This is a genomic window from Nocardia amamiensis (assembly GCF_015477605.1).
Classification (GTDB): domain Bacteria; phylum Actinomycetota; class Actinomycetes; order Mycobacteriales; family Mycobacteriaceae; genus Nocardia; species Nocardia amamiensis_A.
Genome location: NZ_JADLQX010000008.1, coordinates 45,951 through 59,540, shown reverse-complemented (window position 1 = coordinate 59,540; position 13,590 = coordinate 45,951). Strand labels below are relative to the sequence as shown.

General features: G+C 68.9%; 11 protein-coding genes. 5 read left to right on the top strand and 6 right to left on the bottom strand.

Translation table 11 applies throughout. The features are described from left to right. Positions 1 to 85: 85 nt before the first annotated feature. Entirely contained in the window at positions 86 to 793 is a 708-nt protein-coding gene (locus IU459_RS13010) for an FABP family protein (RefSeq protein WP_195129770.1), read from the top strand. A 383-nt stretch (positions 794 to 1,176) separates the two neighbouring features. Here the strand turns inward: IU459_RS13010 and cydC are convergent, their stop codons facing one another. From cydC to IU459_RS12985, 5 genes are all read right to left on the bottom strand, one after another. Continuing rightward, positions 1,177 to 3,123, bottom strand: coding sequence for a thiol reductant ABC exporter subunit CydC (gene cydC / locus IU459_RS13005; RefSeq protein WP_228837847.1), 1,947 nt, complete (start codon positions 3,121 to 3,123; stop codon positions 1,177 to 1,179). Continuing rightward, the gene (locus IU459_RS13000) at positions 3,120 to 4,937 is read right to left on the bottom strand and encodes an ABC transporter ATP-binding protein/permease (protein ID WP_195129769.1); all 1,818 of its coding nucleotides are present in this window, start codon (positions 4,935 to 4,937) and stop codon (positions 3,120 to 3,122) included. The genes cydC and IU459_RS13000 overlap by 4 nt, the downstream gene beginning before the upstream one ends. Positions 4,938 to 4,941: 4 nt before the next feature. Continuing rightward, positions 4,942 to 5,973: a cytochrome d ubiquinol oxidase subunit II gene (gene cydB, locus IU459_RS12995; protein ID WP_195129768.1), complete on the bottom strand. Its 1,032-nt coding sequence runs from the start codon at positions 5,971 to 5,973 to the stop codon at positions 4,942 to 4,944. Positions 5,974 to 5,982: 9 nt separating this feature from the next. Further along, complete coding sequence (locus IU459_RS12990; protein WP_195129767.1) at positions 5,983 to 7,476, bottom strand: cytochrome ubiquinol oxidase subunit I; 1,494 nt, start codon at positions 7,474 to 7,476, stop codon at positions 5,983 to 5,985. A 200-nt stretch (positions 7,477 to 7,676) separates the two neighbouring features. Continuing rightward, positions 7,677 to 8,597, bottom strand: a complete 921-nt coding sequence (locus IU459_RS12985; protein WP_195129766.1) for an aminodeoxychorismate lyase — start codon at positions 8,595 to 8,597, stop codon at positions 7,677 to 7,679. A gap of 366 nt (positions 8,598 to 8,963) precedes the next feature. Between IU459_RS12985 and ygfZ the strand changes: the two genes are divergently transcribed. The 4 genes from ygfZ (at position 8,964) to IU459_RS12965 (ending at position 12,248) form a co-directional block, all read left to right on the top strand. Continuing rightward, a complete protein-coding gene (gene ygfZ / locus IU459_RS12980) occupies positions 8,964 to 10,079 on the top strand; it encodes a CAF17-like 4Fe-4S cluster assembly/insertion protein YgfZ (RefSeq protein WP_195129765.1) in 1,116 nt (371 codons plus the stop codon). A gap of 102 nt (positions 10,080 to 10,181) precedes the next feature. After that, positions 10,182 to 10,910, top strand: coding sequence for an MOSC domain-containing protein (locus tag IU459_RS12975; protein ID WP_195129764.1), 729 nt, complete (start codon positions 10,182 to 10,184; stop codon positions 10,908 to 10,910). Continuing rightward, entirely contained in the window at positions 10,907 to 11,860 is a 954-nt protein-coding gene (locus IU459_RS12970; RefSeq protein WP_195129763.1) for an asparaginase, read from the top strand. The genes IU459_RS12975 and IU459_RS12970 overlap by 4 nt, the downstream gene beginning before the upstream one ends. Before the next feature lie 175 nt (positions 11,861 to 12,035). Then, a complete protein-coding gene (locus IU459_RS12965) occupies positions 12,036 to 12,248 on the top strand; it encodes a DUF3073 domain-containing protein (RefSeq protein ID WP_195129762.1) in 213 nt (70 codons plus the stop codon). 148 nt (positions 12,249 to 12,396) lie between these two features. Here the strand turns inward: IU459_RS12965 and purM are convergent, their stop codons facing one another. Further along, on the bottom strand, positions 12,397 to 13,473 hold the full coding sequence (gene purM / locus IU459_RS12960) for a phosphoribosylformylglycinamidine cyclo-ligase (RefSeq protein WP_195129761.1): 1,077 nt from the start codon (positions 13,471 to 13,473) through the stop codon (positions 12,397 to 12,399). Positions 13,474 to 13,590 lie beyond the last annotated feature (117 nt).

The window sequence follows — 13,590 nt, the reverse complement described above, 5'->3', positions numbered from 1 at the left end:
TCTTCTTCGAGATTCTGCTGGTGGCTGTGGCCGTGCTGATCGGCTGGTTCGGCCTCTACGTCTTCTACCGGCTGTTCACCGAATCATGAGCGAACTCGCGAGCGAAGGTTCCGATCCGGCCGAGCGAGCGAGTGAACAACTGAACGGCAGCGCTCCGGCCGACACCGCTGCTCGCCGCAGCGGCGACCAGGCCGTGGCCGACGCTGCCGAACGGGCGAAATCGACCGGTGTCCGCAATATCCCGGTCCTACCGGATCTGCCGCTGCCCGAGGACACCGCCAATCTGCGGCTCGGTCCGGATCTCAGCGCCTCGATGCTCGCACTGCTGCCGCTGGTCGGCGTCTGGCGCGGCGAGGGCGAGGGCAACGATCCCGAGCGCGGCGACTACCGGTTCGGCCAGCAGATCGTCGTCTCGCATGACGGCGGCGACTTCCTCTCCTGGGAATCCAAGTCCTGGGTCATCGATGCCGACGGCAATTACGGCGGTCCCGATCTGCGCGAGAGCGGCTTCTGGCGGGTCGGCATCGACGGCAACGACGAAGTCATCGAGCTGTTGCTCACGCACAGCAGCGGCATCGTCGAACTGTTCTACGGACAGGCGCTGACCCAGTCATCCTGGGAGCTGGCCACCGACGTGGTGGTCCGCAGCCAGTCGGGCGTCGTCGTCGGCGGCGCCAAGCGCCTCTACGGCATCGTCGAAGGCGGAGACTTGGCCTACGTCGAAGAACGCGTCGTCGCCGACGGCCCCCTCGAACCCCGCCTCTCGGCCCGCTTGCAGCGCTACATCGGCTGAGATAAGTACCGCTGAGCTAACGAAGCAGAAGTGCTGCCGTCGGCTGTTCGCCTACGCGCCAAGTGATTCGCAAGTACACGGGTAACTCGCGCCGCATCCAACGCACAACCTGTCACCACCGGAGCGGCACCTAGCTGAGTACTCCGACAGGCGAGATAGAACAGAACAGCCCCCGAGCCGTACCGGTGCGGGGTTATGCGCACGGGTCCGGTCGGACAGACCGGGGCTCGGGGGCCGGGTGACTGCCTGGAATTCGCTCAGCGCTCGCGCGGGCGAAATCCACCTGCAGCGGTGGCGCTAGCGGACAGCCACCTCACGTGTCCTAGAAATATCCATTCTTCGAACCACCTCCTTCCTCGTGTACGAACGAATCTAGCGAGGCATCAGTAGGTCGGCAACGGAATTTCTCGGTGGGCGGAAGCGTCCAGCCGCTGCCGTCCGGGGGCGTCGCGCTGTCTGCCTTTGGCCGCGGAATCGGTGGTCACCTGGCCTGACGCATCGATATGCAGCACCGTGTCGGCCCGATGATCTCGCGGCAGTTGATGCGTGACGACGACCACGACGCGATCCGGTTCCACGAGGCCGCTGTCGACGTCCAGCAGGGCGCGCAGCAGCCGCGCCCCGGCCTCGGCCTCCAGATGCTCGGTCGGTTCGTCGAGCAGCAACACGCGAGCGGAGGACACGAGGGCCCGCGCGAGCAGAATGCGGCGGCGCTGACCGCCCGACACGGCCGCCGCTCCCCCGACCAGATCGGTGCGCACTCCCTCCGGCAGCCCGTCCAGCCAGGCTCCGAGACCGACCGTCCGCAAGGCTTTCTCGGTTTCCGCCTCGGTGAGATCGCCGCGCGCGACCCGCAGATTCTCCAGCACCGAGGTGCCGAACAGGTGCGCGTCCTCGGCGAAGAAGGTGACGCCGGGGCGCGGCGTGCCGAGCAGCCCCGCCCATGCCATCAGCAGCGTCGTCTTCCCGGCGCCGCTCGGCCCGACCACCGCGATCCGTCGCCCCTCCGGCAGCTCCGGCACTCGGGCGCCTGTCGCAAACGAACCGACCACCGGCTTCGACCCATCCACCGCACCGTGCTCGGCGTCGCGCGGACCGTGGACACCCGTGGTATCGGCATCGTCGAGCGAGCCGGTCATCGCCGAAGTCGCAACGTATGCCGCCTCATCGGTCGGCGAAGTGTCCGAGAGGGGCTCCGCGACCACCGGCGCGCCATTGCCGGTCCCGGGAACTTTCGGCTGCCTCTGCCCTGGATCGGCCGGGCGCGGGGCCGCGGACGGACTTCCTCCGGCCGCGGCCGCTATGCGATGCAGGGCCGCGCGGGCGGTCGTGAGTGCCTGCGCGGCGGCGGGTAGCGAGCCGACCGCCTCGAAAGCCGACAGGGGCAGCAGGACCAGCACGGTGAGCGCCATAGGCGTCATCGCGCCCGTGGTTCCGCCGTCCGGCCCGTAGAGGGGGATGCCGATCAGCAGAGCGCCGAGGACGCTGGCGCCGATCGACAGTGGCGTGGCAGCCGCCGACCAGGCGCTGCGCGAGGCTGCGGTGTCTTCCGCGTCGACGGCCCGGCGTGCGGAGCCCGCCGCCTTGTCGAGCGCGGCATCGAGCCGCCCCGCGACACGCAGCTCTGCCGCGTGGTCGAGGACCGTGAGGGCCCGCGCGGTGAACTCGGCGCGATCGGCGCGCACGGCACGCTCGGCCTCCCGCGCCGCCGCGGCCGACAGCCACGGAGCGACGACACCGGACAGCGCGAGCGCACCCGCCAGGATCGCGGCGGCACCCACCGAGATCGTGGCAAGCAGGCCGACGGCGGCCAGGGAGAGCACGACGGCGACCGCGACGGGCACGAATACCCGCACCACGACCGCCCCGAGATCATCGATGTCGCTCCCGATTCGGACGAGGAGATCACCGCGGCGTGGCGGAGTGGCACGGCCCGAGCCGAACTCTTCGGCACCGCTGCCGGACGGCTCCGGGCGACGCAGCCAGAAGTCCGAGCGGGCGAGCGTTCGATAGACCGTCGTGCGCGCCGTCGTCATTGCGCGCAGGGCGACATCATGCGTGGCCAGGCGTTCCATATACCGGCACAAGCCACGCGAAATCCCGAGGGCGCGAACCGCGACCACGGCGATGCTGAGGTCGAGCACCGGCGGCATCTGCCAGGCGCGAGCGATCAACCACGCGGCCAGCGCCGCCAGACCGAGCCCGCTACCCAACGCGAGCACACCCCAGGCGATCGCCACCGCCACCCGCCAGCGGGACAACTCGAGCAGCGCCCACATCCGGCGCAGATCCTCCGGCAGCGTGGTATCCGTGCGGTTCCGCGCGGTCATCGGACAACCTCGGCTTGCTCGGCGCGAACCTGGACGACACTGTCGGCTGCGGCCAGCACGGTCGGACGGTGCCCGATGACGACCACCGTGGCGCCCGCGCGAGCTCGGGCCTGGAGCGCGGCCAGTACCGCAGCCTCCGCGGTGACGTCCAGATGCGCGGTGGGCTCGTCCAGCAGCAGGATCGGGCGGTCGGCGGCAAGCACCCTGGTCAATGCGAGGCGTTGGCGCTGGCCCAGGGACAATCCGACACCTCCGGGTCCGACCATGGTGTTCCATCCGTCCGGCAGCTCGGCGAGCACGGCGTCGAAACCGGTGGCGACGCACGCCGCCTCCAGGTCGTCGACCACCCGGGCCGGTCCGCGCGCGGAACGGTCGTCTGTTCGGGCGCCGAGCAGTTCGAGGTTGTCCCGCAGCGTGCCGGGAACGAGCACCGGCCGCTGCGGCAGCCACGCCACGCGCGCCCACCATCGCCGGGCATCCAGGTCACGCAGGTCCACCCCGTCGACGGTCACCGCACCCCGGTCTGGCGTGATCAAGCCCAGCATCGCTTGGAACGCGGTCGATTTACCGCTTCCATTCGGACCGGCGAGCACGGTGAGGGAGCCGGGCGAAAAGGTCGCCGCCAAGCCCGCGGGCGCGAATCCGTCCCGCGCGCGCACCGAGAGGTCACCGACCTCGATCAGGCCGCCGCCTGCGGGGCCGGTGCCGTGGGGCGCCGAGGCGGATGGCGCCGCTTTCCGGATGGACGCGTCAGCACCGCGGGCAGGCGCCGATTCGAGAATCGCGAATGCCTTGTCCGCGGCCGCCATGCCGTCCTGGGCGGCGTGGAAACGCTCACCGACCATCCGCAGCGGCAGGTAGACCTCGGGCGCCAGGATCAAGGCGACCAGCCCCGCATACAGGCTCATCTCGCCGAACACCAGGCGCAGCCCGATGGAGACCGCGATCAGCGCAACGCTCAGCGTCGCGAGCAACTCCAGCACCATCGCGGACAGAAACGCGATACGCAGGGCGCGCATGGTGCGCAGCCGCAACGCGTCACCGAGATCTCGCACGCGGTGCTGCATGGTGTGCACGCGTCCGGCAGCTCCACCCAGCGGGCCCGAGCCGGCAGGTCCAGCGTGTGCAGGCTCGGGGGCGGCTTCGGCCTCGCCGGTCTCCCGGCCGAGCGCCCGTAAGGTCGGCATGCCCGCGAACAGGTCGAGCAACTGGTCCGACAGCCGGGTGGTGGCCGCGAGCGTGGCTTCGGCACGCCCTTGGGTCAGCAGCCCGATGAGGATCATGAAGACCGGGATCAGCGGCAAGGTGATCATCACGATCACACCGGAGGTCAGATCGTGCGTCGCGATCACCGCGAGCACGATCGGCGGGACCAGCGCCGCCAACAGCAGCGCGGGCACGTAACCCACCAGATAGCCGCGCAGCCCGGACAACCCCGCGCCGACGACCACTGCCAACTCGGTTCGGCGCGCCTCCAGTTCGCGTGGGGACAGCCGCGCACCCGCCGCGAGCACCGCCGTTTCCAGCTCCGCGACCACGCTCGCGCCAGCCCGATGGGCCAGCCGGGACTGGAACCAGGTGGCCAGCACTCGGACGGCGATCGCGAGCGCGAGGACGGTCAGTTCGATCGTCCACGCGCCGAGAGTGCGGCGGCCCGGGTCGGTGACGACCCCGGCCAGCACCCGTCCGACCAGCACCGCCGCCACCACGATCGCACCGGTGATCAACAGCGACAGCGCGACGCTCAGCGCCAGGTAGCTACGCGCCGAGCGGGCGTACCGCCACAGGCGTGGATCGATCGGCGGACGAGCCATGACATCAATCCTGCACGGATCCCAAGGGCAGGCCCACCGGAGCCGGAATCTGATCGACGGTGATCCGCTTGCGGAACACCCAGTACGTCCAGCCCTGATACACCACCACGACCGGCGCCAGGAGCGCCGCCGCCCAGCTCATCACCTTCAAGGTGTAGGGCGTCGAGGACGCGTTGTGGATGGTCAGGTCGAAGGCCGCGTCGATCGTCGAGGGCAGCACGTTCGGGAACAGCGACCCGAACAGCAACGCGGTCGCCGCCGCCACGGTCACCGTGGTGCCGGTGAACGCCCACCCGTCGCGCTGGGCGAAATCAGCCGCCGCCGCGATGAGCAGTCCGAGCACCGCCAGTGCCAACGGAATCCAAGTCCAGCCGGTCCCGTAGGACACTTGGGTCCACAGCCCGAATCCACCGACGACGACCACGGCCGGGAGCAGCAGCAGCCGAGCGGCGCGCCGCGCGTCGTCGCGCACCTCACCGCCGGTCTTCAGCACCAGGAACATCGCGCCGTGCAACGCGAACAGCAGTCCGGTGGCCAATCCGCCGAGCAGGGCGTACGGCCCGAACAGGTCGGTTACCGAGCCGGCGAACTGCTTCTTCTCGTCCAGCGGAACCCCGTGCACCACGTTCGCGAACACCCAGCCCCAGGCGACCGCCGGAATCCAGGAACCGATGCCGATGCCGATGTCGCAGCGGGCACGCCAGCGTGGGTCATCGATCTTGCCGCGGTACTCGATGGCGCAGATGCGCAGGATCAACGCGACGAGCACCAGCAGCAGCGCGAGGTAGAAGCCGGAGAACAGGCTGGCGTACCACTCTGGGAACGCCGCGAACATCGCCGCGCCCGCGGTGATCAGCCAGACCTCGTTGGCATCCCACACCGGCCCGATCGTGTTGAGCACCACGCGCCGTCGCGTATCGGATCCCTTGCCGAGGACCGGCATGAGCATCCCGACGCCGAAGTCGAAGCCCTCCAGCACGAAATAGCCCGTGAACAGCACGCCGATCAGGACGAACCAGAACTCTTGCAAACTCATCGCCGGCTCCTAGTAGGCGAACGAAAGTTGTTCGATAGCAGGTTCTTCGGCGCGGCGGCCGCCGGAGGTCTCGTCGGTGTCGCGCGACTCTTCCCGGGCCGGCGCGACGGGATCCGGCCCATGGATCACATACCTGCGCATCAGGTAGAACCACACCACCGCGAGTGCGCCGTACAGCAGCGTGAATGTGATCAGCGAGAACAGCACGACGCCCGGGGAATGGTTCGAGACGCCCTGCTGCACGGTGAGGCGCAGGTTCGGATCCCCGGTCGGATTCGGCACGACCACCCACGGCTGGCGACCCATCTCGGTGAACACCCATCCGGCGCTGTTGGCCAGGAACGGCGTCGGTATGGCGAGCAGGCTCAGCCAGGAGAACCACTGCTGGTCCGGTACCCGGCCGCGGCGGGTGAGCCACAGCCCGGCCAGGGCGAGCAGCGCCGAGCCCGCCGCCAGGCCGATCATCGCGCGGAACGACCAGTAGGTGACGAACAGGTTCGGCCGGTAATCGCCGATACCGAAGTGTTCGTTGTAGGCCTTCTGCAAGTCGACGACGCCGTCCAGGGTCACCCCGGTGAACGAGCCCTCGGCCAGCCAGGGCAGCACATACGGCACCTCGAGCACGTGCGTGACGCTGTCGCAGTTGTTGTGCGTGCCGACGGTGAGTACGGAGAAGTGGGGGTCGGTCGCGGTGTGGCACAGCGATTCCGCCGACGCCATCTTCATCGGCTGCTGCTCGAACATCAGCTTGCCTTGGACGTCACCGGTGTAGACCAGCGCGGCCAGCGACACGATCAGCACGCCGATGCCCGCCCGCGCGGCGGGTCGCCACATGGTGCGCGCCTCGGCGATCTTCACTTCGTCGCGGGTTCGGGCGTTACGGACCATCCACCAGCCCGCGATGCCCGCCACGAATGTCCCGGCGGTGAGGAACGATCCGGCGACCACGTGCGGAAAGGCGGCCAGCGTCGTGTTGTTGGTGAGCACCGCGACGATGCTCTCCAGCTCGGCACGCCCGGTCTCCGGGTTGTACTTGGCGCCGACCGGATGCTGCATGAACGAGTTGGCCGCGACGATGAAGTACGCCGAGGCGTTAACGCCGATGGCTACCATCCAGATGGCGCCGAGGTGCAGCAGTTTCGGCAATCGGGTCCAGCCGAATATCCACAGCCCGAGGAACGTCGACTCCATGAAGAAGGCGACCAGACCCTCCAGGGCCAGCGGGGCGCCGAAGACGTCACCGACGAAGCGGGAGTACTCGCTCCAGTTCATGCCGAACTGGAACTCCTGCACGATGCCGGTCGCGACACCGAGCGCGAAGTTGATCAGGAACAGCTTGCCGAAGAACTTGGTCAGTCGCAGCCAGTGCTCCTTGCCGGTGATCACCCACGCCGTCTGCATGGCGGCGACCAGCGGCGCGAGACCGATGGTCAGCGGCACCAGGAGAAAGTGATAGACCGTCGTGATGCCGAACTGCCATCGGGCGATGTCCAGGGCGCTCAAGCCGACCTCCTGCGTATCTACGACGTGTCGTAGTAAGCCTACGCGGGAGGCAGGCCGCGACAATGAGTCCTAGGCCACGATATCTGTGGCCTTTCCGCCCGAAACGTCACTTTGTCGTGCTCACCGCCAGCCCGCGCCCGCCCGAGTAGGACGGAGATCACGGAGCGGGCGATGAGCAGCGAGACGGCAACACCCTCGACCTACCAGTCGCCGATTGCGCCTGCCCGCTCGATGCCACGATTCACCAGCTGGATGATTTCCTCGGCGTTGTCCGGTGCGGACATCCGCAGCCCGTCCAGCGAATTCACCCGCGCCGCCAGTGAGATGCTCGACAGCATCCAGATGCTGTCGCAGGTGAGCAGGTCGGCGGTGAACAGCGAGTCGTAACGGCACTGCCAGCCGGCCTTCTCGGCCTCGACGAACAGCGCGCGCTGGGTGACGCCGGGCAGCACGCCGTTCTTGGCGGGCGGCGTGATCAGCTGTTTGTCGCGGGCGATCACGACGGTGGACCGCGGACCCTCCAGCACCCGGTTCTCGGTGCTGGTGAAGATCACGTCGTCGGCACCCATCCGCGCGGCGAACCGGAGCGCGGCCATATTGGTGGCGTAGGACAGCGTCTTGGCTCCGAGCAGCTGCCACGGCGCCGCCTGCGCCAGGTCGATCGAGATACCGCGCGACAGACTCACCACCGCGACGCCTTCGGTGCGGGCCTTCTCGACGCGCTCGGGCACCGGCACCACCAGCACGAAGGCCGTCGGCACCGGCACGGCGGCGGCGAGGTCACCGGTCTTCACCTTGTCGGGCGCGCCGGACAGCTCGGAGTCGCGGCCGCGGGTGAGCACCAGCCGCATCAGCCCTTCGCGCTCACTGCCCCACTCCTTCGCGGCGGTCTCCACCGCCTCCCGCCATTTCCCCAGCTCCGGTTCGGGCAGATCCAGTGCCTGTGCGGAGCGACGTAATCTGCCTAGATGAAATTCGACCGCGCACGCGACTCCCGCGCGCACTAGCACCGTTTCGAAGACACCGTCGCCACGCAATACGCCAATATCGTCCGCAAACAACAACGGCGCGTCCGCATCCCGGACCGCGCCATCGAGTGTTACCAGAACTCGATCCACCATGCGTCGAGCGTAGGCGGTAGGGGCGGACAATGCCTACGTCACGGCCGCTTTCGCAAGACCTTTTGTCAATGTTCCTTGCGGCATCGGGCGCAATACTCGCAAAATGCCGATCCGCTATGTCCAGTTCTGGCTCGGCGGGCCGGTTCGTCCACCACTGGGCGCCATGTAATCCGCCCTTAGCCCGCGCCGGAGCGAGTGCAGGTCTAGGCAGCCGCAGAACGGGCGCAGCCGGACATAGTCCGCACTCAGCCCGCGCCGGAGTAAGCGCAGCCAGAGGCAGCCGCAGAAAGGACGCAGCCGGACGTAGTCCGCCCTTAGCCCGCGCCGGGGTGAGCGAAGGCGAAGCAGCCGCCTAGAGTGGAGAAGGTGTCCGTGGTCGTTGCGCCCAGTCCCATCCTCAGCGTGTCGGGAGCCGTGGCGGGAGCGGCGGGTTCGCCCGACGCCGCCGTCGCCTGGCACTACGGCGATCCGTTCGGCGAACAGCGCGCCGCGGTGGACCGCGCCGCGATCGTCGACCGATCGCATCGCTTCGTCCTGCGCATCACCGGCGCGGAGCGCCTCACCTGGTTGCACACCATCTCCAGTCAGCATGTCGCCGCACTCGATGACGGGCAGTCCGCGGAGAACCTCGACCTCGATCTGAACGGCCGGGTGCTGCATCACTTCGTGCTCACCGAGCTGGACGGCGCGGTCTGGATCGACACCGAGGCCGAGCGTGGGGCCGACCTGCTCGCGTTCCTGCGGAAGATGGTGTTCTGGGCCGACGCACAGCCGGCCGAAGCCACCGACCACGCGGTGCTGAGCCTGCTCGGACCCGGCGTCGCCGAGCTGACCGAGACGCTCGGCATCGCCGAACTCCCCGGCGTGTACCGGGCGACGCCGCTGCCCGGCGGCGGGTTCCTGCGCCGGATGCCGTGGCCGACGGCGGACTCGTTCGATCTGGTGGTCCCGCGCGACCAGTTGGCCGACCGGTGGGCGCAGCTGACCGCGGCCGGGGCGGCTCCCGCGGGGATGTGGACCTTCGAGGCCCTGCGCGTCGCGGCCGTTCGTCCCCGGATCGGACTCGATACCGACGAACGGACCATCCCGCACGAGGCCCGCTGGATCGGCGGCGTCGCCGAACACGGCGCCGTCCATCTCGACAAGGGCTGCTACCGCGGCCAGGAGACCGTCGCCAGGGTGCACAACCTGGGCAAACCGCCGCGGCATCTGCTGCTGCTGCATCTGGACGGCTCGGCCGACGAACGCCCGGCCACCGGGGACGACGTGACCGCGGGCGGTCGTGCGGTCGGCAGGCTGGGTACGGTCGTCGATCACTACGAACTCGGCCCCATCGCGCTGGCCCTGATCAAGCGCACGGTTCCGGCCGACACCGCACTCGCCGCGGGCCCGGTCGCAGCGGCCATCGATCCCGATTCGGTGCCGGCCGACGACGTGGCGCAGCCCGGCCGGGTCGCGGTCGACCGGCTCCGCGGGCGCTGAACTTGTCGACGAACAACTGGTCGGCCAGGGTTTTCACCCCGCCGGCGTGCCCATCCCCGCTCAGCGCCGAGTTCCCTATCCGTGACGAGAGGAGCGCTGTCCATGCGCATCGGTGACTCCGGAGAGGTCCTCGCGACCTGCGTCGTGCACGCCGACCTCGAAGTACCGGGACGAGTCGGTCGCACGGCGATCGACAAAAGGCCGGTAGCCGGTCGGGTCGGGGTGCGGGTTCTCGGTTTGGACGGCGACCACGTCTGCGACACCAAGCACCATGGTGGCGTGCATCAGGCCGTTTATGCCTACGCCGATGAAGACGCCCGTCGCTGGGGCACGGAACTGGGCCGTGAGCTGCCCGCGGGGTGGTTCGGCGAAAACCTGCGCATCGCCGGTCTCCCGGTCAGCGATGCGGTGATCGGCTCGCGCTGGTCGATCGGCGACACCCTGTTGGAAGTGAGCGCGCCGCGGGTGCCGTGCGCCACGTTCCAGCACTGGAGCGGCGAGCGGCAGTGGGTGAAGCGGTTCGCGCTGCGCAGCGATACCGGCGCCTACCTGCGCGTGCTCACCGAAGGCACGATCGGCGCGGGCGATCGGGTCACGGTGGTGCACGTCCCCGAGCACGGCATCACCGTCCGCGACGTGTTCACCGGCGCCGATCCGGACCTGCTCGCGATCCTGCTGGCCGACGAGCCGACCATCTCCGACGACGTGCGGATGCAGATCGAACGGCACGCGCGCAGGCAGACGAACGCCGCGCGCGCCGCCGCCCGCCGGGACGGCGTGGAAGAATCCTCGCGCGCGACGGAGCCGAGCGTCAGCGAGGTGCAGTTGTGAGCGTGGAACTGGTCGAAGTCGTCCGCTCGGGCTTTCGCGAGTGCGTGCACCGCGGCTCGGTGGTGGTGCTCGACGGCGATGGCGAACCGACCCTGGCGCTCGGCGAGGTGCACCTGCCGATCCTCCCGCGCTCGACGAACAAACCGATGCAGGCGATCACGATGCTGCGCAACGGTTTCGAACCGCTCGACGACGCCGAGCTGGCCATCGCCACCGCCTCACATTACGGCGAGCCGGACCATATCGCGCTGGTGCGCAGGCTGCTCGGCCGCTTCGGGTTCTCCGAAGCATCCCTCGCATGTCCACCGGACCTGCCATTCGACGAGCGTGCCCGCGCCGCGGCGCTCTCCGACGGACGGCAGCCGCACCCCATCTTCATGAACTGCTCCGGCAAGCACGCGGCGATGCTCGCGACCTGCGCGGTCAACGGCTGGCCCACGGAGGGTTACCTCGACCAGGCGCATCCGTTGCAACGCGCGGTGATCGCCACGGTGGCCGACCTGACCGGCGAGCCGGAATCCGATCTCGGCATCGATGGCTGCGGATTGCCGATCATCCCGGTGTCGCTGGTGAACCTGGCCAAGGTGTTCGCGACCATGGCGACCGCCGAACCCGGCACGCCGGAACGCCGGGTCGCCGACGCCGTCCGGGCGCATCCGCGAGTGATTTCCGGCACGAACGGCCCCGACCTGCTGACCATGCGGGCAACCCCCGGACTGGTGTGCAAGATCGGCGCGGACGGTGTGCACGCGGGTGCGCTGCCGGACGGATCGTCCTTCGCGTACAAGATCGACGATGGGCACGACCGCGCCCGGATGCCGCTGACGCTGGCCATTCTGCATCGGATGGGAATCGAATGGAGCGATGCGCACGCGGAACTCGCGGCACCCGCGGTGCTCGGCGGCGGCGCCCGAGTCGGTGTGATCCGCGCGATACCCGGGGTCGTGTAGCGATTCGATCGCGGGGCGACAAGCGGGCAAACGGCACCGGTTCCGGAGTTCTTCACCCACTCCTGGAAGCGAGACCGGCAGACACACGCTAAAGTGTCTGTCAGGAAGAGTATTAATTCGAACGGGGCCGCCACCAAACCCCAGGCCGCCCCGCTGTGACGCGAGGGGGTCAGCCATGGGCCGTGGCCGGGCTAAGGCAAAGCAGACCAAGGTCGCACGCGAGCTGAAGTACAGCTCGCCCACGACCGACTTCGCGAGCCTTCAGCGCGAGCTTTCGGGAAGCCCCAACTCCCAGCGGAGTGGTGGTGTGCTGTCCGATGAGCACGACGCGGACGACAACTTGTCCCGCTGGGATGAGGACGACGACTACGACGACTGGCGCCGCTGACTCGGATTACGTCTGAAGGGGGAGGCCGACGGGCCTCCCCCTTCGAGCGTTGTCGCGGGTTGACGGGACTGGCGCCGAAAAGGCTTGCAACACACCAGAGTCCCGCATCGGATGAAGATGCGGGACTCTGGCGTGTCTTCCGCCGAAGTCAGAATCGCGGATGCTCGCCGACCAGCACGGCGCGCAACGCGTCGGCGTCCTTGGCCTTCTTGACCGTGCCGAGCGTCCAGCACTCGATGTGGCGCGCGGTCAGCACGGCCAGCGCACGGTCCACGTCCTCCGGGGCGACGACCGCGACCATGCCCACGCCCATGTTGAACGTCTTCTCCATCTCGGCCCGTTCCACCCGGCCGCGCTGGGCGATCATCTTGAACACCGGCGCCGGGTTCCAGGTGCCGCGATCCAGCTCGGCGACGATGCCCGCGGGCAGCACCCTGGCCAGGTTGGCCGCCAAACCGCCGCCGGTGACATGGGCGAACGTGCGCACGTCGGTCTCCGCGATCAACGCGAGGCAGTCCTTGGCGTAGATCCTGGTCGGCTCGAGCAGTTCCTCGCCGAGCGTGCGGCCGAATTCCTCGACGTGCCCGGTGAGCGACATGCGGTCGATGTCGAGCAGCACCTTGCGGGCCAGACTGTAGCCGTTGGAGTGCAGGCCCGAGGAGCCCATGGCGATCACCACGTCGCCGGGGCGGACCCGGTCCGGCCCGAGCACCGCGTCGGCCTCGACCACGCCGACGCCGGTCGCGGACAGGTCGTAGTCGTCGGGGTCCATCAGGCCGGGATGCTCGGCCGTCTCGCCGCCCAGCAGGGCGCAACCGGCGCGCACGCAACCTTCGGCGATGCCGGAGACGAGCTCGGCGACCTTCTCCGGAACGACCTTCCCGATCGCGATGTAGTCCTGCAGGAACAGCGGCTCCGCGCCGCAGACCACGAGATCGTCGACGACCATCGCGACCAGGTCGAGGCCGACGGTGTCGTGCTTGTCCATCGCCTGCGCCACCGCGATCTTGGTGCCGACGCCGTCGGTGGAGGCGGCCAGCAGCGGTTCCCGATAGCCACCCTTCAGCGCGAACAGCCCGGCGAAGCCGCCGAGGCCGCCTTGAACCTCGGGCCGGGTCGCCTTCTTCGCCAATGGCCCGAACAACTCGACGGCGCGATCACCCGCCTCGATGTCCACGCCTGCCGCGGCGTACGAGGCACCACCACTGGGGGTCTGTTCAGTCATTGTCGGGGAAAGCTCCAAACCGAATCGGCGGATAGATGCCTGCTCACGCTACCGGAGCCGGATAACGACCCCGCACCGGTGTTGGCTCGCCCTCTTGACAATAGGGCAGAGCGAACC

Coding starts and splice junctions, on each gene's coding strand:
- IU459_RS12965 (WP_195129762.1), top strand. CDS start 12,036: ATGGGCCGTGGCCGGGCTAAGGCAAAGCAGACCAAGGTCGCACGCGAG.
- cydC (WP_228837847.1), bottom strand. CDS start 3,123: ATGACCGCGCGGAACCGCACGGATACCACGCTGCCGGAGGATCTGCGC.
- IU459_RS13000 (WP_195129769.1), bottom strand. CDS start 4,937: ATGGCTCGTCCGCCGATCGATCCACGCCTGTGGCGGTACGCCCGCTCG.
- cydB (WP_195129768.1), bottom strand. CDS start 5,973: ATGAGTTTGCAAGAGTTCTGGTTCGTCCTGATCGGCGTGCTGTTCACG.
- IU459_RS12985 (WP_195129766.1), bottom strand. CDS start 8,597: ATGGTGGATCGAGTTCTGGTAACACTCGATGGCGCGGTCCGGGATGCG.
- purM (WP_195129761.1), bottom strand. CDS start 13,473: ATGACTGAACAGACCCCCAGTGGTGGTGCCTCGTACGCCGCGGCAGGC.
- IU459_RS12975 (WP_195129764.1), top strand. CDS start 10,182: ATGCGCATCGGTGACTCCGGAGAGGTCCTCGCGACCTGCGTCGTGCAC.
- IU459_RS13010 (WP_195129770.1), top strand. CDS start 86: ATGAGCGAACTCGCGAGCGAAGGTTCCGATCCGGCCGAGCGAGCGAGT.